At 40.2% G+C, this 23862-nt stretch carries 22 protein-coding genes; 20 read left to right on the top strand and 2 right to left on the bottom strand.

What is annotated here, in order from left to right; translation table 11 throughout:
* Positions 1-127: 127 nt before the first annotated feature.
* The 8 genes from LMF89_RS02760 to trsM all read left to right on the top strand — a co-directional run bounded on the left by LMF89_RS02760 (position 128) and on the right by trsM (position 11182).
* A complete protein-coding gene (locus LMF89_RS02760; protein ID WP_255710884.1) occupies positions 128-430 on the top strand; it encodes a beta/alpha barrel domain-containing protein in 303 nt (100 codons plus the stop codon).
* A gap of 200 nt (positions 431-630) precedes the next feature.
* Positions 631-1398 (top strand): IclR family transcriptional regulator, encoded by a 768-nt coding sequence (locus LMF89_RS02755; RefSeq protein WP_229533793.1) that lies wholly within the window; start codon positions 631-633, stop codon positions 1396-1398.
* Positions 1399-1536: 138 nt separating this feature from the next.
* A complete protein-coding gene (locus LMF89_RS02750; protein WP_229533792.1) occupies positions 1537-3558 on the top strand; it encodes a sigma-54-dependent Fis family transcriptional regulator in 2022 nt (673 codons plus the stop codon).
* Between the two features lie 433 nt (positions 3559-3991).
* Complete coding sequence (locus tag LMF89_RS02745) at positions 3992-5017, top strand: molybdopterin-binding protein (protein ID WP_229533791.1); 1026 nt, start codon at positions 3992-3994, stop codon at positions 5015-5017.
* A gap of 64 nt (positions 5018-5081) precedes the next feature.
* Positions 5082-7820: a molybdopterin-dependent aldehyde oxidoreductase gene (locus LMF89_RS02740; protein ID WP_229533790.1), complete on the top strand. Its 2739-nt coding sequence runs from the start codon at positions 5082-5084 to the stop codon at positions 7818-7820.
* 111 nt (positions 7821-7931) lie between these two features.
* Complete coding sequence (locus LMF89_RS02735; protein ID WP_229533789.1) at positions 7932-10268, top strand: pyridine nucleotide-disulfide oxidoreductase/dicluster-binding protein; 2337 nt, start codon at positions 7932-7934, stop codon at positions 10266-10268.
* Between the two features lie 9 nt (positions 10269-10277).
* Complete coding sequence (locus LMF89_RS02730; protein WP_229533788.1) at positions 10278-10478, top strand: DVU_1557 family redox protein; 201 nt, start codon at positions 10278-10280, stop codon at positions 10476-10478.
* On the top strand, positions 10475-11182 hold the full coding sequence (trsM, locus tag LMF89_RS02725) for a DVU_1556 family methyltransferase (protein ID WP_229533787.1): 708 nt from the start codon (positions 10475-10477) through the stop codon (positions 11180-11182). Before LMF89_RS02730 ends, trsM begins: the two co-directional genes overlap by 4 nt.
* Before the next feature lie 238 nt (positions 11183-11420).
* On the opposite strand, the gene LMF89_RS02720 is transcribed toward trsM, so the two are convergent.
* Positions 11421-11873 carry a hypothetical protein gene (locus LMF89_RS02720; RefSeq protein WP_229533786.1) on the bottom strand — a complete coding sequence of 151 codons (453 nt, stop codon included), beginning with the start codon at positions 11871-11873 and terminating at the stop codon, positions 11421-11423.
* A 133-nt stretch (positions 11874-12006) separates the two neighbouring features.
* On the opposite strand from LMF89_RS02720, the gene LMF89_RS02715 reads away from it, so the two are divergent.
* Genes LMF89_RS02715 through moaA form a run of 8 tightly spaced genes read left to right on the top strand, consistent with a single transcriptional unit; the run spans position 12007 to position 19112 of the window.
* Entirely contained in the window at positions 12007-12789 is a 783-nt protein-coding gene (locus tag LMF89_RS02715; RefSeq protein WP_229533785.1) for an XdhC family protein, read from the top strand.
* Positions 12770-13081 carry an XdhC family protein gene (locus LMF89_RS02710; protein ID WP_229533784.1) on the top strand — a complete coding sequence of 104 codons (312 nt, stop codon included), beginning with the start codon at positions 12770-12772 and terminating at the stop codon, positions 13079-13081. Before LMF89_RS02715 ends, LMF89_RS02710 begins: the two co-directional genes overlap by 20 nt.
* A 30-nt stretch (positions 13082-13111) precedes the next feature.
* On the top strand, positions 13112-14239 hold the full coding sequence (locus LMF89_RS02705; RefSeq protein ID WP_229533783.1) for a DVU_1551 family NTP transferase: 1128 nt from the start codon (positions 13112-13114) through the stop codon (positions 14237-14239).
* Between the two features lie 32 nt (positions 14240-14271).
* Positions 14272-15654 carry a radical SAM (seleno)protein TrsS gene (gene trsS / locus LMF89_RS02700; RefSeq protein ID WP_229533782.1) on the top strand — a complete coding sequence of 461 codons (1383 nt, stop codon included), beginning with the start codon at positions 14272-14274 and terminating at the stop codon, positions 15652-15654.
* 9 nt (positions 15655-15663) lie between these two features.
* On the top strand, positions 15664-16998 hold the full coding sequence (locus tag LMF89_RS02695) for a DVU_1553 family AMP-dependent CoA ligase (protein ID WP_229533781.1): 1335 nt from the start codon (positions 15664-15666) through the stop codon (positions 16996-16998).
* Between the two features lie 14 nt (positions 16999-17012).
* Positions 17013-17609, top strand: coding sequence for an alpha-ribazole phosphatase (gene cobC / locus LMF89_RS02690; RefSeq protein ID WP_229533825.1), 597 nt, complete (start codon positions 17013-17015; stop codon positions 17607-17609).
* Between the two features lie 29 nt (positions 17610-17638).
* Positions 17639-18079: a DVU_1555 family C-GCAxxG-C-C protein gene (locus LMF89_RS02685; protein ID WP_229533780.1), complete on the top strand. Its 441-nt coding sequence runs from the start codon at positions 17639-17641 to the stop codon at positions 18077-18079.
* Positions 18080-18131: 52 nt separating this feature from the next.
* Positions 18132-19112 (top strand): GTP 3',8-cyclase MoaA, encoded by a 981-nt coding sequence (gene moaA / locus LMF89_RS02680; protein WP_229533779.1) that lies wholly within the window; start codon positions 18132-18134, stop codon positions 19110-19112.
* Positions 19113-19318: 206 nt separating this feature from the next.
* Here moaA and lepB read toward each other — a convergent pair whose 3' ends face one another.
* On the bottom strand, positions 19319-19885 hold the full coding sequence (gene lepB, locus LMF89_RS02675; protein ID WP_229533778.1) for a signal peptidase I: 567 nt from the start codon (positions 19883-19885) through the stop codon (positions 19319-19321).
* 349 nt (positions 19886-20234) lie between these two features.
* Here lepB and LMF89_RS02670 point away from each other — a divergent pair, with 349 nt between their 5' ends.
* From LMF89_RS02670 to galT, 4 genes are all read left to right on the top strand, one after another.
* Positions 20235-20582, top strand: coding sequence for an ASCH domain-containing protein (locus LMF89_RS02670; RefSeq protein ID WP_007955831.1), 348 nt, complete (start codon positions 20235-20237; stop codon positions 20580-20582).
* 513 nt (positions 20583-21095) lie between these two features.
* Positions 21096-21314, top strand: coding sequence for a hypothetical protein (locus tag LMF89_RS02665; protein WP_229533777.1), 219 nt, complete (start codon positions 21096-21098; stop codon positions 21312-21314).
* The gene (gene galE, locus LMF89_RS02660) at positions 21311-22300 is read left to right on the top strand and encodes a UDP-glucose 4-epimerase GalE (RefSeq protein ID WP_229533776.1); all 990 of its coding nucleotides are present in this window, start codon (positions 21311-21313) and stop codon (positions 22298-22300) included. Before LMF89_RS02665 ends, galE begins: the two co-directional genes overlap by 4 nt.
* A gap of 13 nt (positions 22301-22313) precedes the next feature.
* Positions 22314-23810 (top strand): UDP-glucose--hexose-1-phosphate uridylyltransferase, encoded by a 1497-nt coding sequence (gene galT, locus LMF89_RS02655; protein WP_229533775.1) that lies wholly within the window; start codon positions 22314-22316, stop codon positions 23808-23810.
* Positions 23811-23862: the final 52 nt, after the last annotated feature.

Genomic DNA, 23862 nt, shown 5'->3' with positions numbered 1-23862 from the left:
ATTTTGGTTGCGCAGTATTTCTTATTGTATAGACGTTATAAGCTTAGGGGAACGTTGAACACAGAGGACACAGAGTAGGCGGAGAGCACAGAGGGTTTTAGCCCTATCTATCTTTTTTTAGTGTTCTCTGCGCCTCTGTGGTTCGGTTCAACTTATCTATTTTAAAGAACACGCCAATGTTTTCCCGGGAGAGATGCTGGGACCTAAGTTCGTGAAAGCCTTAAGAGGACCATTACCCCAAGCACGCCTAATGCCAACAGGTGGTGTCGATATCGATAATATCGGGGAGTGGATTAAAGCTGGTTGTGTGGCTGTTGGTGTTGGCAGTAACTTGACACGAGGCGCTGCAACAGGTGATTTTTCTTTAGTGACTCAAACGTCCCGCCGCTTTGTGGCAGCTATCCGAAAAGCCAAAGAAGAAGTAGGCTAGTGGTTTCTTTACTGCGTTAGATACATTCATGTCATTCCATCCTTTTTTAATCGTGGTCAGTAGCAAAAAAGACAAGAGTACTCATCAATAAGCTGTGTTTGTTATGGTTCAATTCTTTATTATATTAGCTATATTCTATGAAAAAGTGATATAATAATACAATCATTATTGCTGTTGCATGATAAGGAAGGGGTATTGACATGGCTGGCAAGATAGAAGTTCAATCACTGCATAGGGCATTTGACATATTAGAAACGATTGGAAATAGTCAAATACCCATGAGTATTAAGAAAATTACAGAAGAAACGGGACTGCCTAAATCCACAGTATACCGTTTGTTAAATAACCTGGAAAATAGAAATTATGCTTTTTGTGATACTAATGGAAATTACCGGCTTGGATATCAACTTCTGATGATGAGCCAATGGGCAGAAAAGGATTTTGAAATTAAAAATTTAGCTAAGGCTTCCTTAGAATCTTTGAATGCATTCACAAAAGAAACAGTGCATTTAGCCATTTTGCAGGGAAAACGAGTTTTATATGTGGATACGGTGGAAAGTCCTTATTCCTCTCGTTTAGTGATCAAGATGGGAATGACCAATTCCGTGCATTGCACAGCTCTTGGCAAAGCGCTGTTAATTAATCATAAAGATGCTGAGATATTAGATATTCTAGAGGCGGAAGGCATGGAAAAAAGAACAGAACATACAGTAACAAAACCTCTTGATTATCTCAAGGAGATGGAAGTGGTTCGTAAGTTAGGTTATGCCTTGGATCAGCAGGAATGCGAAATGGAAGGACGATGTATTGGAGCCCCCATCTACGATAAGTCAGGGAAAGTGGTTGCAGCGATTAGTGTCTCAGGAATAGCTACTCGATTCTCCTTGGATTTCATTGTAAAAGAAGTAGTCAGTAAACTATTAGATAGCACATTGCGAATTTCTCGTATTTTAGGTTATGTGGGCTAACGATAAAATGAGAAAAAATCACTCCTTACTTTGTACAGTAAGAAGTGATTTTTTTTTGAAAGAGTATCTGCTATGATTGCAGGTTTCAGTAAAGTAATGGCGAAATTCATCACTATAATATTGATGAGGGTGGTTGCCATGAATATTAATAATAGTTATCATAATAATAGTTATCATGATGATACTCTTCCTAGCTGGGAAAGATTTATTAATGGAGATAAGAGACAATATTCTACGCGTCCCCAAATTATTGCATCATGGGTTCGATGCTATCAAGCCAGTATAAACCCCTATGATTATAATACTCATAGCAAATTAGATGATGCTTCAATGGCGACCATGTTATTAGAGAAGCAAGAATTTATAAAGATTGCCAAGCCTTTTATGATGAATCTTTATAAATTTGTTGAGGGTTCGGGTTTTGTGGTTGTTTTAACCGATGACCGCGGCTATATTGTAGAAATGTTTGGAGATGAGGATACTCTAAATAATGCGATGACCAGCAATTTCTTTCAGGGTGCTTTATGGAGCGAGCAAGCAGGTACAAATGCCATTGGAACTTCATTGGTGATGAAGGAACCCATCCAAGTCTCAGGTGCTGAACATTATTGCCAGAGACTTCATTGTTTGACTTGTTCAGCAGCTCCGATTTTTGATTATCAGGGGAAAATTATCGGCATATTGAATATGTCAGGTGCATCGTATCGATCTCATTTACATACTTTGGGAATGGTGGTAGCAGCTGCTGAGGCCATCATGGCACAGCTTAACATTCAGCGTAAAAATAAAGAGTTATCATATGCCAACAGCTGGTTAACCAATATATTTAATACAATGTCAGATGGAGTATTGATGGTGGATGACAGTGGTATTGTCAGCCAATTAAATCCAGCAGCCCAGGAAATTCTAAATACAACAGAGCAGGAAGTATTAGGAATGTCTATTGACCGGATATTTGGAAGTAAAACAGTTGTTACACAGCGTATGTTAAAAAATAAAGAACCCTATGAAGATATGGAATTTATGGTAAATACTAAAAAAAATAGGTTTCATTGTTTAGCCTCTGGTGAACCTTTGACAAATGAGCAAGGAAAAGTGATTGGCGGCGTTATTATTCTACGTCCCATCAAACAAATACAAAAGTTAGTCAATCGTTATAGTGGTTATTGTGCAACCTTGCAATTTAGTGACATTGTAGGAGACAGTTTAGAGATACTAGAGGTTATAAGGGTGTCTTCTCTTGCCGCGGTAACATCATCTAGCATTTTACTGCAAGGTGAAAGCGGTACTGGTAAGGAAATCGTTGCTCAAGCTATTCATAATCGAAGCGAACAGCGCAATGGACCTTTTGTAGCTGTGAATTGTGGTGTAATCCCACGGGAGCTAATCGGCAGCGAGCTATTCGGCTATGTTGAAGGTGCCTTTACGGGAGCAATACGGGGAGGAAAACCAGGAAAATTTGAATTGGCTTCAGGAGGTACGCTATTCCTTGACGAGATTGGTGATATGCCTTTGGAACAGCAAATCGCTCTCCTTAGAGTGTTACAGGAAAAAAAAGTAATGCGTATTGGCAGTGATAAAGTAATTCCTGTCAGTGTACGAGTAATTTGTGCAACTAATAAAAATTTATCACAAGCAGTAGAAAAAGGAGACTTTCGTCAAGACTTGTATTATCGTTTAAATGTGATCTCAATTACGATTCCGCCTTTGCGTAATCGCGTGAAGGACATTCCTTTATTGTTTAAATATTTTTTAGATAAAATAGCAAAAGATCGGGGCATTACATATTATGTTGATCCAGCCGTCATAACCTGTTTAGAGAAATTTGATTGGCCTGGAAATGTGCGAGAGCTTCAAAATGTTGTCGAACGAGCAGTGAGCTTAGCTGAGTCAGAACTCATAACGATAGCGCATCTTCCCATAGAAGTGTATGCTCCTCAAAGAGTAGTTCGGAGTCAGTCACAATTATCACTGCTTCCATCATTGAATGAACATTTTGGACGTGAACAGCGACGGCAATTATTAGCTGAAGCGGAGCGTCAGGAAATTTTAGCGCTATTATCCAAGTGCGGTGGTAATGTAAGTGTAGTAGCACGGCAATTAAGGATTTCACGTAACACTCTCTATCGTAAAATGCACCTATATGCGATACAGAACTAAAAGAATGTATTTATGTCACATTTGATTAACACAAATAGGACATAAATAGGACACAAATAAGAATACCATCTCTTAATTATCTTAGAGGTGGTATTTTTCTATTGCTCAAGAAAAAAATAGTTTAGCATTCCAGATACGTATATTCAATGTTCTTACGGAATCATAAGACTTAGTTTATTAATAGCTATTGATAAAACAATAATTGGCACAATATTTGCAGTTATTTATAAAAATAACACTAAAGCTGAGATCTTGGAATAGGTAAAGTCTCAGTTGTTCATGACCTTATTCAATGGGTCAGGTGAAAAAAGGAATACAGTGCTGCCAGAGGGGTGAAAAATGCAAAGCGCTGTCTTTCTTTTTACGCTTTGCTTTGCTGCGTGCGCAAAGATATTGTGGGTTGAGTCTACTTATAGTATGAGGATGTGAGAAGATGAGAGTCATACCAGTATGGGAGGCGGAAGGTACAGTATTGTGTCATGACATTACAGAAATTATTCCAGGTAAAGTAGCTGGGCGAGCGTTTAAGAAAGGTCATGTTGTAAAAAAAGAAGATATATCCAAACTATTAAAATTGGGAAAAGAGCATCTTTATGTTTGGGAAGTAAATCAGAATGTTATACATGAAAATGATGCGGCTATGAGAATTGCTAAAGCCGTGGCAGGTCCAGGAATTATTTTAACAGCACCAATAGAAGGCAAGGTGGAACTAAAAGCGCAAATTCCTGGGATGTTAAAGATTAATATCGATGCCTTGGAAGAATTGAATGATATTAATGAAGTTATTGTTGCTTCCATCCATTCCCATCAAATAGTCTCTGTCGGAGAAATAGTTGCAGGCTGTCGCGTGGTGCCGCTGGTTATCGAAGCTAACAAAATAAACAATGTGGAAAATATCGGTAGATTATCCTTTCCAGTCATGGAAATCAAACCTCTTAAACCTCTTAAAGTAGGAATTGTTACAACAGGCAGTGAGGTCTATCATGGTCGTATTCAAGATCAATTTGGTCCCGTTTTAGATAAAAAAATAACCGCATTGGGCAGCCGAGTATTAAGGCAGATCATTGTGGACGATGCTATAGACATGATTGATAATGCCATCAAAACATTAATACAAGATGGTGCTGAGATGATCGTAACGACTGGGGGGATGTCAGTAGACCCTGACGATGTAACCCCAGCAGGAATTCGCTCAGCTGGGGGGCGAGTTGTTGCTTATGGAGCGCCAGTACTTCCAGGCTCTATGTTTATGCTGGCCTACATTGGCAGTATTCCAGTATTAGGCTTACCAGGTTGTGTAATGTATCGCAAAACTACCATTTTTGATTTGATCCTTCCTCGCATTCTAGCAGGAGATGAGCTTAACCGCAAAGACATTGTACGTTTAGCTCATGGTGGTTTGTGCACAAATTGTGATCCCTGTCAATATCCTCACTGTGCTTTTGGTAAAGGTAACTAAGGTTAGGAAATTTTAGGGGTATATTTCCTCTGAAATAATATGAAATCATAAAGGAGAGTAGGAAATGCAAAAGAAGGTATTGCATGTTAATGGACTACCGCGAGTTTTAATCGTAGATCCAGAAACCAGTCTGGCAAGTGTACTTCGAGAGCAGCTCTTATTAACGGGCTGCAAAGTAGGCTGTAATCAGGGGCAATGTGGCACTTGTTCGATTATCATGGATGGAAAAGTAGTTCGCTCCTGCATTGTCAAGATGAAGAGAGTACCGGATGAAGCGAACATTACTACCATTGAAGGTTTGGCCAAACCAGAGAATCTCCATCCCTTGCAGGTAGCTTGGATGGCATACGGCTGTGCCCAATGTGGTTTCTGCAGCCCCGGGTTCATTCTATCGGCTAAAGTATTGCTGGATACTAACTCGGCTCCGACGAGAGAAGATGTCCGTGAGTGGTTTCAAAAGAACCGTAATGCATGTCGATGTACAGGCTACAAGCCATTGGTTGATGCTGTTATGGCAGCAGCTAAGGTAATGCGGGGCGAAATGCTCAAAGAAGATTTACTATATAAACCTGTTGGCAATAAAATTTATGGAACGACATATCATCGTCCTTCTGCTTTGCGTAAAGTTACTGGTACTTGGGATTATGGTGCTGATGTTGCGCTGCAAATGCCCCCAGGTACATTGCGAATGGCTTTGGTGCAAGCGGAAGTATCCCATGCCAATATTATGGGTATTGATACTGCAGAAGCTGAAAATATGCCCGGAGTATATAAGGTAATTACTCATAAAGATGTTAAAGGTAAAAATCGCATTACCGGTCTGATTACGTTTCCAACCAATAAAGGGGATGGCTGGGATCGGCCCATTCTTTGCGATGAAAAAGTATTCCAGTTTGGCGATGCTATCGCAATTATTTGCGCTGATACGGAAGAACATGCTAAAGCTGCAGCCAAGAAAGTTAAAGTTGATTTAGAAATTCTGCCCTCTTACATGAGTGCACCTGCGGCAATGGCTGCGGATGCGATTGAAATACATCCCGGCGTACCTAATATTTATTTTGAACAGGGTATTATAAAAGGCGAAGATACAGAGCCCATTATGAAACAATCAGATGTTGTAACTGTAGAAGTGGATACCTATTGTAGTCGTCAGCCCCATCTGCCTCTTGAACCTGATTGTGGATGTGCTTATTTTGATGAAGAAGGTCGTTTGACCATTCATTCTAAGAGTATCGGGCTTCATTTACATCATGCCATGATTGTTGCTGGGATTGGCATTGAACCTGAAAAATGCCGCATTGTTCAAAACCCTGCCGGCGGGACCTTTGGCTACAAATTCAGCCCGACCATTGAAGCATTGCTTGGTGTTGCCTGCATGGCAACAGGCAAACCTGTTTCCCTTAATTTCACCATGTATCAGAATATTACGTATACGGGTAAGCGTTCTCCTGGCTTTGTTAAATGTAAGCTTGCTGCTGATAAAACAGGGAAACTTCTTGCTATGGAAACGGACTGGTTTATTGATCACGGTCCTTATTCTGAGTTTGGTGATTTGCTGACTCTGCGTCAAGCTCAATTTACTGGTGCTGGCTATGATATACCCCGGATACGGGGCAAAGGTCGTACCGTCTGCACCAATCATGCCTGGGGATCAGCATTTCGTGGATATGGTTCGCCTCAAGCCTTTTTAGCCTCTGAAATAGCTATGGATGAATTGGCAGAAAAACTTGGCTTAGATCCATTAGAACTGCGCTTTAAGAATATTTACCGTCCAGGAGCTACTACACCTACGGGGCAAGTGCCTGAAGTATTTTGCTTTGAAGATATGATTAATACTCTCCGTCCCTTATGGGAAGAAGCTAAAAAGCGGTGTAAAGAGCTCTCAACGTCTGAGAAAAAACGTGGCGTGGGTTTATCTCTTGGTATTTACGGCTGTGGTCTTGATGGTCCAGATAGTTCAGAAGCTTGGGTCGAATTGACAAAGAACGGCATAACCGTCGGAGATTCTTGGCAAGATCATGGGCAAGGTGCGGATATCGGAACCTTAAGCCATGCTCATGAAACTCTGCGTCCCCTTGGTATTAAAGCAGAGCAAATCAAGCTTGTGATGAACGACACTGCCTTTACCCCTAACAGTGGACCGTCTGGTGGCAGCCGATCCAACGTCATGACTGGTAACGCGATAAAAGTTGCTTGTGAAATGCTATTAAATAGTATGCGTAAGCCAGACGGCACTTACCGCTCCTATGATGAAATGGTAGCCGAAAATCTTCCTCTACACTACGATGGTAAATGGACAGCATCTATGTGTACTGACTGTGACCCAATTACGGGTCAAGGAAAACCTTTCCCCATCTACATGTATGAACTATTTATGCCTGAAGTGGAAGTTGATATGAAGACCGGGAAGGCTAAAGTCGTTAAGTTTACCACTGTTGCTGATATGGGAACGATTACGAATAAAACAGCTTGCGATGGCCAGATATATGGTGGTTTAGCGCAAGGTATTGGTCTTGCTCTTACAGAAGACTTCGAAGATATTAAGAAACACACAAACTTGGTTAATTGTGGGCTGCCCTTCATTTATGATGTACCAGATGATATTCAAATTATTTATAATATTACTCCTCGTGAGCATGGACCTCACGGTGCAGCAGGTGCAGGCGAAGGTCCCTTGAGTGCTCCTCATCCTGCGATTCTTAATGCCATTTATAATGCATGTGGTGTACGTATTTATGCAGTTCCTGCACTGCCCGAAAAAATAAAAGCCGGACTGGCAGCACTATCCACAAGGAAGAAATAAGAGTTTCTATATAAATGTAACCTAAAACGAATTGAAACGTAAATTCAATTCGTTTTAGGCTTTCCAATATACGAATTTTATTGGCGTATATCTGAAGGAAAGGGAGATAGTATGGAACAAAAAGCCTTAAAAGAAAGAGAGCAGCAATGTATTCAAGAGCAGCCTCCAGGATGTACAGCTGCCTGCCCAGTTCATGTTGATGTAAGAGGCATGGTTGCTGCTATTCAAAAAGAGGACTATAAAGCTGGAGGCCAATTATTATATAAAATGGTACCCTTTCCGCGAATCATTAGTAGAATTTGTGATCAACCCTGTCAGCAAGTCTGTAAGCGGCAAGAAATAGATGAGTCTATTGCAGTGAATGAACTGGAAAAAAGCTGCGTGGATAATAGTAATGAATTGATTCTTAAAATCACACAAATGCCGCCTAAGGATAAAACCATCGCAATTATTGGAGCTGGATTAAGTGGCTTAACAGCGGCAGTTGAACTAGGCAAAAAGGGCTATAATGTTGTGATTTTTGAGGCAAAGAAATTATTAGGCGGGAGTATATGGGACATTCCCGAACATCGGCTGCCTAGGCAGAATATTGCTGAAGATTTTGCTATATTAAAAAGAATACCATTGGAAATTAACTTACATGTTATCGTGAATAATCATAAGAACTCAAAGATGTCGTTAGATCATATAAGTGCAACTTTTGATGCTGTCTATTTAGCAACAGGCTGCATAGAAGCAAATCCCCATTATTGGGGACTTGCTCTTGACGTGGGCGGAGGGATTGCCATTCATCCTGTAACGCTGGCAACGAGCGTGCCCAACGTTTTTGCTGGGGGCAGTCTTTACTTGGGACCTGATCGTAAGTCACCAATTACCTCAATCTCTCATGGGAAAATAGCTGCAAATTCAATAGATCGTTTCTTACAAAATGCTTCTCTTACGGCCAGTCGGGAAAAGGAAGGACCTTTTACTTCTTTACTTTATACAAATATTGCTGGAGTAGAACCGCAAACGAAGGTACGAAGTGCTGATCCCAATAAAGGCTATACGACGGAAGAAGCAGTAAAGGAGGCAAAGCGCTGCCTATTATGTGAGTGTTTGGAGTGTGTTAAGGTTTGTGAATATCTAGCTCATTTTCACGCTTATCCAAAGCGGTATGTACGGGAAGTTTATAATAATTCATCCATTGTGATGGGCGTTCACCATGCTAATAAAATGATTAATGCCTGTAATTTATGCGGTTTATGTGAGCAGGTTTGTCCGGGAAATTTGAATATGGGAGAAATTTGCCAAGAAGCAAGACGGATTATGGTCAAAAAAGGGAAAATGCCACCAAGAGTCCATGATTTTGCTTTACGAGACATGCAGTTTAGTACCAGTGAGAAGTTTGCATTTAGCAGACATCAACCAGGTTTTGCATCCAGCAGTACCGTATTCTTTCCCGGTTGCCAGCTCAGTGCCTCTTCGCCGGAACATGTAAAAAGCATGTACCAATTCCTTTGCAAAAAAATAACTGATGGCGTGGGTTTAATTTTGGGCTGTTGCGGTGTTCCAGCTGACTGGGCAGGACAAGAAAATTTATTTAAAGAAACAATTAAGGCCATCGAAGATAATTGGCGGAAGTTGGGTTCTCCCAGGGTCATCACAGGCTGTCCTACTTGCTATAGTGTTTTTAAGCGTGAATGGCCTTCCATGGATGTTGAGTCAATATGGACAGTATTAGATAAAATTGGACTGCCAGATCAAGGGGAAGAGCCGTTTGTGCCATTAAAATTGGTGGTACATGATGCTTGCACCACAAGGCATGAAGCTGCCTTACAGCAAAGTATACGAAAAATTTTGCATACACTTGGCCACCAAGTGGAGGAACTGGAAAACAGTAATGAACTTACAGAGTGTTGTGGTTATGGAGGTCTTATGCTGTTTGCTAATAAAGAAATTGCCCATAAGATGATAAAAAAGCGCAGTCAACAGAGTGAAAACGATTTTCTTACTTACTGTGCAATGTGCCGTGATAATTTTGCCAGTCAAGGAAAGCAGAGCTATCACCTTTTGGACTTGATTTTTCCAACAAGGCAGCAAGATGTCACTAGCAAAAAAGGTCCCGGCTATTCTGAGCGACAGGAGAATAGGGCAAGGCTGAAAAGGACGCTGCAAAAAGAGGTGTGGGGAGAGTTGGCAGACGAAGAACAGTGCAACGTTAAGTTGATCATTTCAGAAAAGGTACGGCAGGTCTTGGAAGAGCTGATGATTCTTGATAGTGATATTATAGCTGTGATTTCACATGCAGAACATACTGGTAATAAATTTAAAGACATGGAAAATAATTCTTATATTGCATCTTTTAAACCTGCCAGTGTAACGTATTGGGTAGAGTATTCTACTCAGGAAGATGGCTTTCTGGTGCATAATGCCTATAGCCACAGATTAGAGATAAAAGGATCATGAGGTGACTTTATGGATAAGCAAGTTCAGAATATCATTGTATGTAATACTTGCGATATTCCTCTTGCATTAGGAAAGGTAACCCTAGCCTACTTGGGGAATGAGTTTCCAGTTGAACTTTATAAATGCCCGCAATGCGGGTTGGTATATATTCCTGAAGAGTTAGCAAAGGGGAAGATGGATCAGGTGGAAAAAGCACTGGAGGACAAATGATGGGCCAACATAATGATCGTATTACTACAGATCTGCATGAATGTAGTTCCAATGTATTTGAAAATAAGATTTTTGCTAACATGGCCGAAGGAGCTCGTCCAGGGGGATTACAATTAACACGGAGACTTATTGATTACTGTAATTTTGACCATCGTTCTATAGTTGTTGATATGGGGTGTGGCACGGGAACTACTGTAGAGTATCTACGGGATGTACGGGGAGTGTATGCCCTGGGTGTTGACTTGTCCACTCCATTATTGCAACAGGGAAAAGAACGCAAGCCTGATTTACGGCTCATTCAGTCACCAGGCGCAGACATGCCTTTTGCTGATCATTCTATTGATGGTGTTTTGGCTGAGTGTAGTTTATCCGTTATGCCTGATATTTCTAAGGTTTTAATTGAAATCAATCGTATTCTTGTTTCTGGAGGAAAGCTTGCCATAACAGATCTTTATATCCGAGAAGGAGACTCTGATGTACCCAGCATCATGACTCATAGTGATCTTTTTCAGATATTGCAGAAGCATGATTTCAATATACTCATCTTTGAAGATCAGACTGCTTTTCTAAAAGAATTTGTCGCAAGTTTCATTATGGAGCATGGCTCAATAGAAGATCTTTGGCAATGTACAGGAAAAAAAAAATTGGATAAAAAAATACCTGGATTAGGCTATTATTTGCTGATAGCGGAAAAAGGTTCGTGAGAAAGAGGTGCAATTTGGATACTCAAGAATGTCCCCGATGTAAGAATGAGCTGATAGATACTCTTCTTTATAAATGCGTACGCTGTTTTACCGTATATTGCAGGAAATGTACAGAAACCAGTGAAGGACGCCTTTGTCCGAATTGTAAAATGTCTCAGCGTATGTTACTGCCTTTAGAGAAATCGAAGATAAAAAAAGAATAAACATCTCACTTGAGATGTTTAACATACCAGCAGGATTAAGATTTATCGCCGCAGCGAGGGATATCTGGTCCCTTGCCTAAGAGATCATTTACTTTGGTGATGGCTGTTTCTGAAAGAAAAACGATTTGGGAAGGATTGCCTTCCATTGTTTCGCCTGTCAAAAGTAAGCCATTATCCGTTTCAAGATATTTGATTGGCAGGCTACGCCTAAAAACCCTGCCAGTACTATTGTCGATGATTTCGACAACAACGGAATCGGCTTCGATTTTGTCTAAAAGATTACTTTCATCGGGAGTGGCTGAACCATATTTTTGGGACCATTGCTCAAGATGTTTAGCGGTGGTATCAAGATATATAGTATGTAATTCCTGCTGCAGACTTAGTAGTTCACCATAACTTTCCCTATGATGATCAGCTAGTTGGTTTAGCATATCATTATAAAAAGTAGTGAATTTTTCTTTCCACTGGGGGTCATTGCTGTTATTCATTGTATCAACCTCCAAAAAAATAAATTCGTTGGCACTCATTCTATATGGTAATTGAATCCTAATGCAATTTCAAGATAAATATGGTGAAGATTCAGTGGAGGATGATTTACCTTCAGGATAAAGGAGGATTTATATGATATTTAGTAGCCTGCTTTCGGCTCAAAATAGTGGCAGAACCGTTGACTGCTTCACTGTTATTGCTAGTAGTCTTGATAGTGACATTGGAAAAATGCTGATCATCCATCAAGACGGAAGAGTAGAAAGTCAGTTGGAAGGGATGATTGGGCAGCATGTGCTAGATACGGTGAAAAATCTGCCATGGAGCAAAGCCATGACACTTTACCTTGAAGATCAATCAGGAGAAAAGTATCGGATTTTTTGGGATAGGATGACAACTAAATACCATGCGATTGTATTTGGTGGCGGGCATATAAGTCAACCCTTAGTCCAAATGCTTATCCAATTGGATTTTATTGTGACAATAGTGGATGATCGCCCTGAATTTGCAAATCAGGCCAGATTTCCAGGAGCTCATACTATCATTTGCGAAAACTTCCACCAAGCTTTTAAGAAATTGGTCATAAGCAGCGATACCGCTGTGATTATTGTAACTCGCGGGCATAGATATGATCTGGAATGTTTGCGTGCTACCATGGATAGTAAAGCTCGATATTTGGGGATGATTGGCAGCAAGAAACGAGTAAAAGAAGTATTTGCTGTTTTGCGGGAGGAAGGAAGAGCAGAGGGCCTTGAAGGGCGTCTAAAGGCTCCGATTGGTCTTGACATTCGAGCAGAAACGCCTGTAGAAATAGCTGTGAGTATTGTTGCCGAAGTAATTGGAGTTTTTCGCGGCGGTAGTTCTGGTCGATCATTAAGTGGATGCAGGGAGGGAGACCATGGACTCAGAAATCCTTAACCGAATTTGCCAAATGCAGCATAAGGGTGAAAAAGCAGTCTTAGTCACTATTGTTGAAACTCGTGGATCAACGCCTCGCAAGGCAGGAAGTAAAATGCTGATTTTACCAGATGGTACCTCTTATGGAACCATTGGCGGTGGATGCGCAGAAGGGGAGGTTAGACGCCAAGCGTTAACGGCACTGGATGTGAATTGCTCCAGATTATATACAGTGAGCATGCTAAATGATATGGCTGCAGACGAGGGAATGGTATGTGGGGGTATCATGGAGGTATTTATTCAAATCATCTGAGGAAAAGAAGTAAAGCGCAGGTGAAATAGGATGTGGAATAAAGATAAAATGGGCGCAGTATTATTGGCAGCGGGCTATTCATCTCGTATGGTGAAATGTAAGTCGCTGCTGCCCTTAGGTGGTTTAAGAGTGATTGAAAGAGGAATCAATACATTTAGACAAGCCGGTATAGTGGATATCACAGTGGTGGTGGGGCATCGGGCTGATGAATTGATACCTATATTGGATGAACTAAAGGTGTCCTATGTTTTTAATGAAAAGTATAGCGAGGGAATGTTCTCTTCTATTGTCAAGGGAGTGCAGTCCCTGCCGGCAGAAACCAAAGCCTTTTTCCTGCTGCCGTCAGATATGCCTTTAATAAAAAGTCATACGGTGAGATTGTTGGGGCGGGCTTTTAATAAGGTTAAGGCAGATATTATCTACCCTGTCTTCCAGAAATATCGGGGGCATCCTCCTCTAATTGGTGCAAATTACTTTCCTGAAATTTTGTTGGGTAATACAAGTGGAGGCTTGCGTCAAATTTTAGAAAGGCGTGAGGGGAATGCATATGAAGTAGAGGTATTTGATGAAGGCATATTGTTGGATATTGATACTCACGAGGATTATCAGAAGATTATGACAGGATATTATCGTCGGGATATTCCGACGCAGGCTGAGTGTGAAGCAATTTTAAAAAAAATGAATGTGTCAGAAGCGATTGTGAATCATGGCAGGATGGTAGCAGAGATCGCAAGGAATTTGGCTCTTCGTTTGAATGAAATCGGTCTAAATATTGATGTTCACGCTGTTACAGCTGCTGGAAAGCTGCATGATTTAGCTAAAGGGAAGCCTAATCATGCTCAAATTGGTGGTAGAATACTAAAAAAATATGGATATTATAAGGTGGCACAGATCGTTGCTGCACATACTGATATGGAACTGAATGAAAAAGCGTTGCCAGATGAGGCGGCAGTAGTATATTTAGCAGATAAGCTGGTGAAAGGAGGCGGCATTGTGTCCATTGATGAACGGTTTTCTGCTTCTATGGACGAATATGCAGCAAGTGCAGAGGCGGTTGCTGTTATTAGAGAGCGCCGCTTGCGAGCTGAAAAGATAGAACAAACTGTTGAACAGCTGCTAGGCATTAGTCTAGTAATGGCAGCTAGAGACTTATGTTGAATAAAAGTTAAGCTTAGAAAGGCGGCACAGATATGCAGGATAAGGAAACTATATTAGGAATAACGGAAAGTCTTTGCCCGGAGTGCCTGCAGCGTATAAAGGCAAAAAGAGTTGAAGTAAGTCATAATGTTTACCTAAAGAAAACATGTAAAGATCACGGGGATTTTTGCACTGTAATTTGGCGGGGACAGCCGTCTTATACATCCTGGTCTGTTGCCAAGCTTCCTTCTAGGCCGCCTGTATGTGCAACCAATATTAGCCAAGGCTGCCCTTTTGATTGCGGTTTGTGCCCAGACCATCGTCAGCACACATGCTGTGTTCTGCTTGAAGTTACTAAGCGGTGTAATTTGCACTGTCCTATATGTTTTGCCACATCAGGTTCCGAGGAAAGTGATCCAGATAGAACGACAATTGAAAACTGGTATCGCCTATTATTAAAGAGTGGCGGTCCCTATAATATTCAGTTATCGGGAGGTGAGCCGACCTTAAGGGATGACCTGCCGGAAATAATAGCCTCAGGACGAAGTTTAGGATATGATTTTATTCAAGTAAATACCAATGGCCTAAGGCTGGCAAGGGACTATAGCTACGTTAAAAGGCTAAAAGAAGCTGGATTATCCTGTGTATTTTTACAGTTTGACGGAACCAATGATGAAATTTATGAGAAGTTACGAGGAACGGCCTTGCTGGCAGAAAAGCAGGCGGCTATTACTAATTGCGCTAAGCTGCAGCTAGGAGTAGTTCTTGTGCCGACATTAGTTCCTGGCGTGAATACACAAAATATCGGATCCATTATCCAATATGCTATTGAAAAAATGCCGACAGTACGCGGCGTTCATTTTCAGCCTGTCAGCTATTTTGGCAGGTATCCTCAAGAGCCTTCGGATAGAGAACGGATTACCATTCCAGAGGTTATAAACAAGATTGTAAAGCAGACTGGAGGGAAATTCCAGATAGAAGATTTTCGGCCCCCTAGGGGAGAAAATGCATATTGTTCTTTTCATGGCAATTTTGTATTAATGAATAATGGAGAATTAAAAGCGTGGTCAAATGCAGGTTCAAAGGGATGCTGCCAGCCCCAAGTAGCAGCTGTGGAAGCAAGAAAAGCTCGCACTTTTGTTGCTAAACGCTGGGCTGCGCCCCAAAAAGCAGAGAGGAGAGAGACAGACAATAAAGAGGAGAAATATGGTAATGACATTAATGTTGGCAGTATGGATGCTTTTTTAGATCGTGTGGAAAAGTATTCCTTCTGCATATCGGGCATGGCATTTCAGGATGTCTGGAATTTGGATCTGGATCGTTTAAGAGAGTGTTTCATTCATGTGGTTAGCCCAGACAGCCGAATAATCCCCTTCTGCGCTTATAACTTGACGGATAAACAGGGGAATTCTCTGTATCGTCCCATAAAGAGGTGACTGTAGGTAATGAGGGCAACAGTACAACAAAACAAAATGTTTGAGGCTTGGAACGCAAAGAAAATGGGATTTGGTTCAAATTTAACCCGAGAGCAAATTGCTCACTATCAATTGCATAAAGTGCGGCAAACTATCCAGCGGGCCTACGGGAACAGTCCTTTTTATCGTAAGTTATTAAAGAATTTTGTCAGCAAAGAAATAAATTGTATGGAAGATCTGCAGCAATTTCCTTTTACTACTGCGGATCATATCAGAGAACAGGCACGGCAGTTTCTCTGTGTATCCCAAAGTGATATCAGCCGAATTGTGACATTAGATAGTTCCGGGACAACAGGTGAGGCCAAACGCATATATTTTACCGATTTTGATCAAGAACTAATGATTGATTTCTTTCAACAAGGCATGTCCACTTTTTTGAAAAGGGGAGATCGGGTACTGATTCTGCTGCCAGGTGAACGTGTCGGCAGTGTTGGTGATTTACTGATTAAGGCACTGGAGCGGGCAGGAATGGCACCTATTCTTCATGGTCTTGTGCAAAATATTCCTAAAACAGTAGAGTTTATGACACAGGCAAGAATTGACTCCTTAGTTGGAATTCCGACGCAAGTACTAGCATTAGCTCGCTATGGTGAAATGACAAAGAAAACAATTCAGCTTAAGAGCGCACTGCTCAGCACGGATCATGTACCTGACGCGATTATCCAAGAATTGGTTCGCGTGTGGGGCTGTCAGGTATTTGAACACTATGGCATGACTGAAATGGGTTTGGGGGGCGGCCTAGACTGTGAAGCCCATAAGGGTTATCATCTACGGGAAGCGGATTTATATTTCGAAATCGTTGATCAAAGAGGAATACCAGTACCTGATGGGCAGGAAGGGGAAGTTGTTTTTACCACGCTGACTAGACAAGGAATGCCGTTTATTCGCTATCGGACAGGGGATATATCAAGGTTTCTTCCTGATCCCTGTTCTTGTGGTACGATACTTAAAAGATTAGAACGGATCATCAAAAGAAAGGATGGTCTGGTTTTTCTCAAAAGTAATACATTTTTCACCATGTCGGATCTGGATGAAAAAATATTTGCGGTGGATGGAGTAATTGATTTTACAGTTACTGTTGATAGCCTGCAGCAGGCAACACAATTGACTGTTTCTGTTTGGTTATTAGGTCAGTCTAATGAGGCTGCTGAGCGTGCACTTTGGGATGCACTGTATCGTGTGCCAGCGCTAGTTCAGGCAAGACAAGCGGGGCAGCTCTCCGTAAGTATAAAAATAATTTGCAGTAAAGATACTTTTTTTCCCAGTGCCTCTAAAAGAAGAATTATGGAGTTGAAAGACAGCTGATGGAAAACAGGACGGTGTATTTGATTAGGCATGGAAAAATTAAGTTTGAAGATAATCAGCGAAGGTATATTGGCCAACTCGATTTGCCATTAAGCCTGGAAGGCATACAGCAAGCTCAATGTTTAGAAACAATCTTAAAAGATATAGACATTGGTAAGGTATACTGTAGTGATCTTTTGCGTTCTCAGCAGACAGCTCAGATAATAGCTGGTAACAAAGCTATTCCAGTTATTGTGCGAAAAGATCTTAGGGAGATACATATGGGAAATTGGGAGGGGCGCACATTCTCCCATATTGTGAAGGAATATCCGGAGGAGTTTAAGGCACGTGGAGCTGATATTGGCTATTATCGAGTGGCAGGGGGAGAAAGTTTTGCTGATTGTTACAAGCGTGTGATTGACGCGTTTCATGAGATTATGAATTCTTCGTCAGGTACTATTTTGCTTGTCGGGCATGCTGGAGTCAATCGGTTGCTGCTGTGCTATGTACTAGGAATGCCTTTGGCAAACCTTTTTAGAATTAATCAAGATTATGGTTCTTTGAATATCATCGCTACAAGGAAATCTGGTTGGCAGGTAAAGTTAGTAAATGAAACAACCTGTAGAGGATAAGGATGCTTTTTTGGAAGGGGGAATTTTTAATGTCAGGGGATGTAGTTGCTCGTATAACTAAGCTGCATATGCAAGGATTTCACTGTAGTCAGATTATGATCATGTTAGGGCTAGAAGAGCAGGAAAAAAACAATCCTGATTTAATACGAGCAATGACGGGATTAGCTGGTGGATTAGGCTTTAGCGGCAAAAACTGTGGAACCTTAACGGGGGCGGTTTGCTTATTAGGCTTGTATGGAGGTCGGGGCGAGCTGGAAGAGCGGGAAAATCATCAATTAAATACGATGATTCAGGAATTGGTAGTATGGTTTGAAGAAACATTTGCCAAAGAGTATGGTGGTATTGATTGCCAGCACATTATGAATAATGATCCTTGGAATCGTTTGACCCGCTGCCCGGATGTAGTGATAAAGACGTATTTAAAAGCTACGGAAATTCTTGAGGATAATGGCTTCCTCTCAGGTTCCTAACAATAGAAAGGTTAGAACCGTTAAAATTTCAACGGTGAGAGGAGTGAAAAAGATGCAGGACAGTTTTGGTCGTATCATTGACTATTTGCGAATTTCCATTACGGATCGTTGTAATTTTCGCTGCAGCTATTGTATGCCCCCAGAAGGAGTTCCTTTACTTGAACACTCTGAAATATTGTCTTACGAAGAGTTGCTTCGTGTCATTCGGATATTGGGACAATATGGCGTGAATAAGATTCGTATTACTGGTGGTGAGCCATTAATTCGCAAAGGAATAATAGATTTCATTCGTGCTATTAGAGAAATAGACACGGTTGCAGATTTGGCAATGACAACAAACGGCAGCTTACTTGCAGATAGAGCTTATCAGCTTAAAAAGGCTGGTTTAGATCGAGTGAATATCAGCATTGACACTCTTAATACAAAAGAATTTTCCCGTATTACAGGTGGTGGCCAATTGTCAGATGTACTACAAGGAATAAAAAGCGCCATGAATGCTGGCTTGACTCCCGTTAAGCTAAATGTAGTTGTGACAGAAGTTTTTTCCATGAAAGATCTGTCTCATTTCATAAAACAAACCTATGAGTTTCCTATTGTAGTACGATTTATTGAGTACATGCCTGTTGGACGCTGCGGTGTGAAAGCAGGATCTAGTATTGAGGCAATAAAAACCAGCATCAATACAGCAGGGTATGGTATGTTGGAAAAAACGTTCAATATAAAGGGAAATGGACCCGCCTATTATTATCGACTGCCGCGTGCAATGGGGGTATTTGGCTTTATTACGCCTATGACAGAGCATTTTTGTCATACCTGCAACCGCATTCGTTTGACAGCCGATGGGAAAATTAAACCTTGTTTACTTGCAAACAAAGAATTTGATATTAAGCATGCCTTACGCAGTGGTACGAGTGACAGTAAAGTCGCTGAGCTGTTTGAAAAAGCGCTGCAAGGGAAGCCCCTTCATCATATTTGGGGCAATGAGCGAGAAGGGACGAATTTGATACGAAATATGTCTCAAGTTGGTGGTTAAGGATAACACAAAAAAAAGTTCAGCGATAGTATCTATCTCTAAGCCGCAGCATAACAAAAACATCATTTATCTTAATAATAAATGATGTTTTTTGTAAAGCATAGAAAGTATAAGTTTTTAGGTGCGGAAAAGGTGAGATATTATGAACCACAAAAAAATAAATAAAACCCCTTTGTGTCCTTTGCGTCTTTGTGGTTCAATCCGTTTTATAGCTTATAAACAACCTTGCCTAGGACTTGATTCTTTGGTACAGGGCCGATATAGCGACTGTCACTGCTGTTGTTACGATTATCGCCCATGACAAATACATGGTTCTCCGGAACGATTATCTTAGTATCTGAAGTATAGCTCATGGGTTCTTTCGTATACGGTTCATCCAAGGCCATTCCATTTCGATATACTTTATGGTCTTTGAATTCTAACGTATCGCCTGGCTTGCCAATGACTCTTTTTACCCATACATGATGATCAGGCTCAGTGACCAGTTTTGTCATTGTTAAATATGTATGCATAGGATCGATTAAATCGTCTTTCCAGGTCCGTTCTCGCTGCACACGGCTGTCGATGATAATAATATCGCCATATTCAGGCAATTGGCCTAAGGTATGAGGTATTTTAGAAACCAATAAATAGTTATTGTTTTGCAAGGTAGGTTCCATAGAGCTGCCTTGTACTCTCGTAGGGTGGAACAAAAAGGCATTAATGAGCAATGCGCAGGTAAAGGCAATGACAATACTGTAGAGCCAGTCAAAAAGTTCTTCTTTTACATTCATAGGGTTACTCCTCTATAGGTATAGTAAAATGATAATATACTGTTTGATCCAATAGCAAACAATCTATATAGCAACACAATACTACTATAGAATGTTACAAAAAACAATAGTAAGCAAAGAATCCTGCTGCTTTTGTAAATTTTCAGTCAAATGCTGTGATTTATAGATATGGACGATGTAGAGCAGGAATGATATACTATAATAAATGAATAGCAAAGATGATGCTGAGATTTCATCAACAAAGCAATGGCGCTAAAGACGTAAGTTTTTAGTGCCATTTTTAAAAGAAATGCTCAGTGTAATCAAGAGAAATAAGTGAGTCAAGTTTTTTTAGATAAGGAGGAAAAATATGTTTGCATTAAACTTTCAGTCATCACATCATGAGGAGCTGCTGCAGAATCGGGTTAAGAACTGTACCGTTCGACTAGGGGATTTAAGGGATGTCTATGCGGAGAATTCCTTAGTTTGGATCACTTTTGGCAAAAAATTAAGTCCGAGAAGAAAATTGTACCAAGCTATTATTGACAAGATACTGATAAAGAAATTTTCTCAATTAACTGCTGATGATTTAATACATCAAAATCCCAGTATCACTACTACAGAGGAATTAATTAAATTCTTTGAAACCTTATATTGTAAATCGATATCACCAAACGATATTGTAAGTGTTATTTACTTTTCAGAAGTAACCGAATAAAGAGATTTATTCAGTTACTGGTATATTGTGCCAAGCAGCAATTCAAATTGGTATAATGCTGGAATGAGAAAGTACTTTTGAAACAGACTATAATATAAAAATACACGAAATAACTGATTTCTTAGTTATTTCGTGTATTTTTATATTGTTTATTTTTTTATTATTAAATAGTCGATAATGATTCTTGATAATACATACAGGGGAAAACGAGAAGTTACATCCACGGTTGTGATAGAAGTATGTTTATGTTTATAGCCCCAAAGAGGAATGTTTGCCATTTTGACTAGATATATAAATATCGAGGGGATTTTTTTATCAGTTTTGATGGATTTAAGAATTTGATCGATTGATATGTGCTCAATTGTGTTGGTTACTTCCATTGCGATTGCAAAAAAAACATAATGATAATATCGTTCGTGTGTATTCAATGAACTTTCCAGAAAAAGGAGTTTTTGAGTTTTCGTTGAAAGAATTAGAGTATACCAAAGGGCATGAGTGGGCGAACTATCCGAAATGAGTTCGCGTACGATAAAAGCGTTAGAGGCATTAAAGCAGGGAGACTTATTAGGATTTGGCGGCTGTGCGATTGCAATTGTTGAGAAACAACATACAGATTCCTTTATCACTGTAGTTGGGAAAAAATATGAAGAAAGGATTGGTTATGGCGGGACATTCTATATTGCAAGCATAGGTGATGGAGCAAGAGAAATAAACAGGGAGGTCATAATATGAGTATTTTAGTTCTAGGTGGTGCGGGCTATATTGGCTCACATGCTGTATATCAGATGATCGATAAAGGCTATCAAGTAGTAGTGGTGGATAATTTGCAAACAGGTCATAAACAAGCCCTTCATCCTCAGGCTGCTTTTTACCAAGGGGATATTCGCGAAAAAACGTTTCTACAAGGGGTATTTGCCAAAGAGAAGATTGAAACCGTCATTCATTTTGCGGCTAATTCCATTGTTGGAGAATCGATGACAAATCCAATTCAGTATTTTGATAATAATGTATATGGAACACAAGTGCTTCTGGACGTTATGAATGAATTTGGTGTTAAAAATATTGTCTTTTCTTCTACAGCAGCTACCTACGGCGAACCTAAGCAAATTCCAATTACGGAGGATATGCCAACAAACCCCACGAATACTTATGGTGAAACCAAGCTGACGATGGAAAAATTAATGAAATGGTGCGATCATGCCTATGGCATGAAGTATGTATCCCTGCGTTATTTCAACGTGGCAGGGGCAAGAGCAAATGGGGAAATTGGCGAAGATCACAGTACGGAAACGCATTTGATACCATTGGTGCTGCAAGTGGCATTGGGAAAAAGGGAGTATATTACGATTTTCGGTGAGGACTATCAAACAAAAGACGGTACTTGCATTCGTGATTATATTCATGTGGAAGATTTGATTGAAGCCCATATTTTAGCAATGGATTATTTGCGAAATCAAGGTGAAAGCAATATTTTCAATCTTGGCAGCAGCCAGGGATTTTCGGTTAAGGAAATTGTTGAAGCAGCAAGGGCAGTCACCAAACATCCTATTCCAATTAAAATTGGTGAGAGAAGAGCAGGCGATCCCAGTACCTTAATCGCATCTGCGGCAAAGGCGAAAAAAATACTAGGCTGGCAGCCGAAGCGTATTTTGATTCAACAAATTATTACAGATGCCTGGAATTGGCATCAAAATCATCCAGTAGGCTATAATGACTAGTAAGGAGATCAAGATGAATATCTGTCAAGTAATTCAGCAATTGATTGATGATGCATTAGCATTAAACTTTATTGGGCAGGAAGATGAGATATATGTAAGAAATCAAATACTATGTCTTCTGGAGATGAATGATTTTATTGTACCTGAAAAAATAGAAAAAAATGAAGATAAAATACCTGACTTGCTAGAAGAGTTGGTAGATTATGCATGGAAAAACGGTATCATTGAAGATTTGTTTGATGAAAAAGAAATCTTATCAAGTCATATCATAAATTGCTTTATGCCGAAGCCGTCTACGGTTAATCGGTGTTTCTATGAAAAGTATCACCAGAATCCAGCAAAGGCAACGGATTACTTTTATGCGCTGAGTAGAAATAGTAATTATATCCAAACCAAACGGATTGCAAAAAACATTAATTATCAATCTCAAACGGATTATGGAATATTAGATATTACTATCAACTTATCGAAACCTGAGAAAAACCCTAAAGATATTATGAAGGAAAAGGGAATAAAAAGCACAAATTACCCAAAATGTTTGCTGTGTGTGGAGAATGAAGGTTATGCAGGGCGAATCGGGCATCCTGCTCGTTCTAATCATCGCTTGATTCATTTGAATTTGGCTGGCGAACCCTGGTATCTGCAATATTCACCTTATGTTTATTATAATGAGCATTGCATTGTACTTTCTAAAGAACATCGTGATATGAAGATTGATCGCCAAGGATTATTGCGGTTGGTATCTTTTGTAGAGCAATTTCCGCATTATTTTGTCGGTTCTAATGCGGACTTGCCAATTGTAGGAGGATCTATTTTATCCCATGATCATTATCAAGGCGGCAGATATGAATTTGCTATGGCAAAAGCAGCGGATGAGTATCTCTTTGCATTACAGCTGTTCCCCAATGTGAAAGGTGCAATTGTGAAATGGCCCATGTCTGTTATTCGTTTAAGAAGTGAAAAGGCTGAGGAGTTGGTAGCTGCTGCTAACTGTATTCTAGAGTCTTGGAGAGAATATGATGATCCAACTGCAGATATTTATGCATATACAGGAAAAACGCCACATAATACGATTACACCCATAGCTAGAAAGCGGTATGATGTACTGGAATTGGATCTTGTACTACGCAATAATCGTACCAGTGACGAACATGTCTTAGGAATTTTTCATCCTCACAGCGATGTGCAGCATATAAAAAAAGAGAATATTGGCTTAATTGAAGTGATGGGATTAGCAGTTTTGCCTGCAAGACTTATTCCAGAGTTGCAAGAAGTAGAAAAGTATGTATTAGGTAAAGAAAACAAAATTGCAGAGTATCATAGGTTTTGGGGAGAACAGTTGCAGCAAAAGTATAAAGAGCAGGTAAATCAGGATAATATTGGGGAAATTATAAAAAAAGAAGTAACGGCCAAATTCATGCGTGTTCTAGAGGATGCTGGTGTTTTTAAAAGAAATGAACAAGGAATGAATGCTTTTAAAAAATTTATACAACAAGTAAATCCAATGTAAGAAGACTCAGATGCTCTATGAATAATCAATGGAGCATCTGTATTTTTTCCTG

It is taken from the genome of Pelosinus baikalensis (assembly GCF_020819555.1).
GTDB classification, from domain to species: Bacteria; Bacillota; Negativicutes; order DSM-13327; family DSM-13327; genus Pelosinus; species Pelosinus baikalensis.
The sequence above is the reverse complement of the archived record's forward strand: the minus strand, read 5'-3'. Positions and strand labels throughout refer to the sequence as shown.

What these genes read in the sequence shown, in the direction of transcription:
- LMF89_RS02755 (WP_229533793.1), top strand. Translation starts at nt 631, where the DNA reads ATGGCTGGCAAGATAGAAGTTCAATCACTGCATAGGGCATTTGACATA.
- LMF89_RS02750 (WP_229533792.1), top strand. Translation starts at nt 1,537, where the DNA reads ATGAATATTAATAATAGTTATCATAATAATAGTTATCATGATGATACT.
- LMF89_RS02745 (WP_229533791.1), top strand. Translation starts at nt 3,992, where the DNA reads ATGAGAGTCATACCAGTATGGGAGGCGGAAGGTACAGTATTGTGTCAT.
- LMF89_RS02740 (WP_229533790.1), top strand. Translation starts at nt 5,082, where the DNA reads ATGCAAAAGAAGGTATTGCATGTTAATGGACTACCGCGAGTTTTAATC.
- LMF89_RS02735 (WP_229533789.1), top strand. Translation starts at nt 7,932, where the DNA reads ATGGAACAAAAAGCCTTAAAAGAAAGAGAGCAGCAATGTATTCAAGAG.
- LMF89_RS02730 (WP_229533788.1), top strand. Translation starts at nt 10,278, where the DNA reads ATGGATAAGCAAGTTCAGAATATCATTGTATGTAATACTTGCGATATT.
- trsM (WP_229533787.1), top strand. Translation starts at nt 10,475, where the DNA reads ATGATGGGCCAACATAATGATCGTATTACTACAGATCTGCATGAATGT.
- LMF89_RS02720 (WP_229533786.1), bottom strand. Translation starts at nt 11,873, where the DNA reads ATGAATAACAGCAATGACCCCCAGTGGAAAGAAAAATTCACTACTTTT.
- LMF89_RS02715 (WP_229533785.1), top strand. Translation starts at nt 12,007, where the DNA reads ATGATATTTAGTAGCCTGCTTTCGGCTCAAAATAGTGGCAGAACCGTT.
- LMF89_RS02710 (WP_229533784.1), top strand. Translation starts at nt 12,770, where the DNA reads ATGGACTCAGAAATCCTTAACCGAATTTGCCAAATGCAGCATAAGGGT.
- LMF89_RS02705 (WP_229533783.1), top strand. Translation starts at nt 13,112, where the DNA reads ATGTGGAATAAAGATAAAATGGGCGCAGTATTATTGGCAGCGGGCTAT.
- trsS (WP_229533782.1), top strand. Translation starts at nt 14,272, where the DNA reads ATGCAGGATAAGGAAACTATATTAGGAATAACGGAAAGTCTTTGCCCG.
- LMF89_RS02695 (WP_229533781.1), top strand. Translation starts at nt 15,664, where the DNA reads ATGAGGGCAACAGTACAACAAAACAAAATGTTTGAGGCTTGGAACGCA.
- LMF89_RS02685 (WP_229533780.1), top strand. Translation starts at nt 17,639, where the DNA reads ATGTCAGGGGATGTAGTTGCTCGTATAACTAAGCTGCATATGCAAGGA.
- moaA (WP_229533779.1), top strand. Translation starts at nt 18,132, where the DNA reads ATGCAGGACAGTTTTGGTCGTATCATTGACTATTTGCGAATTTCCATT.
- lepB (WP_229533778.1), bottom strand. Translation starts at nt 19,885, where the DNA reads ATGAATGTAAAAGAAGAACTTTTTGACTGGCTCTACAGTATTGTCATT.
- LMF89_RS02670 (WP_007955831.1), top strand. Translation starts at nt 20,235, where the DNA reads ATGTTTGCATTAAACTTTCAGTCATCACATCATGAGGAGCTGCTGCAG.
- LMF89_RS02665 (WP_229533777.1), top strand. Translation starts at nt 21,096, where the DNA reads ATGAGTTCGCGTACGATAAAAGCGTTAGAGGCATTAAAGCAGGGAGAC.
- galE (WP_229533776.1), top strand. Translation starts at nt 21,311, where the DNA reads ATGAGTATTTTAGTTCTAGGTGGTGCGGGCTATATTGGCTCACATGCT.
- galT (WP_229533775.1), top strand. Translation starts at nt 22,314, where the DNA reads ATGAATATCTGTCAAGTAATTCAGCAATTGATTGATGATGCATTAGCA.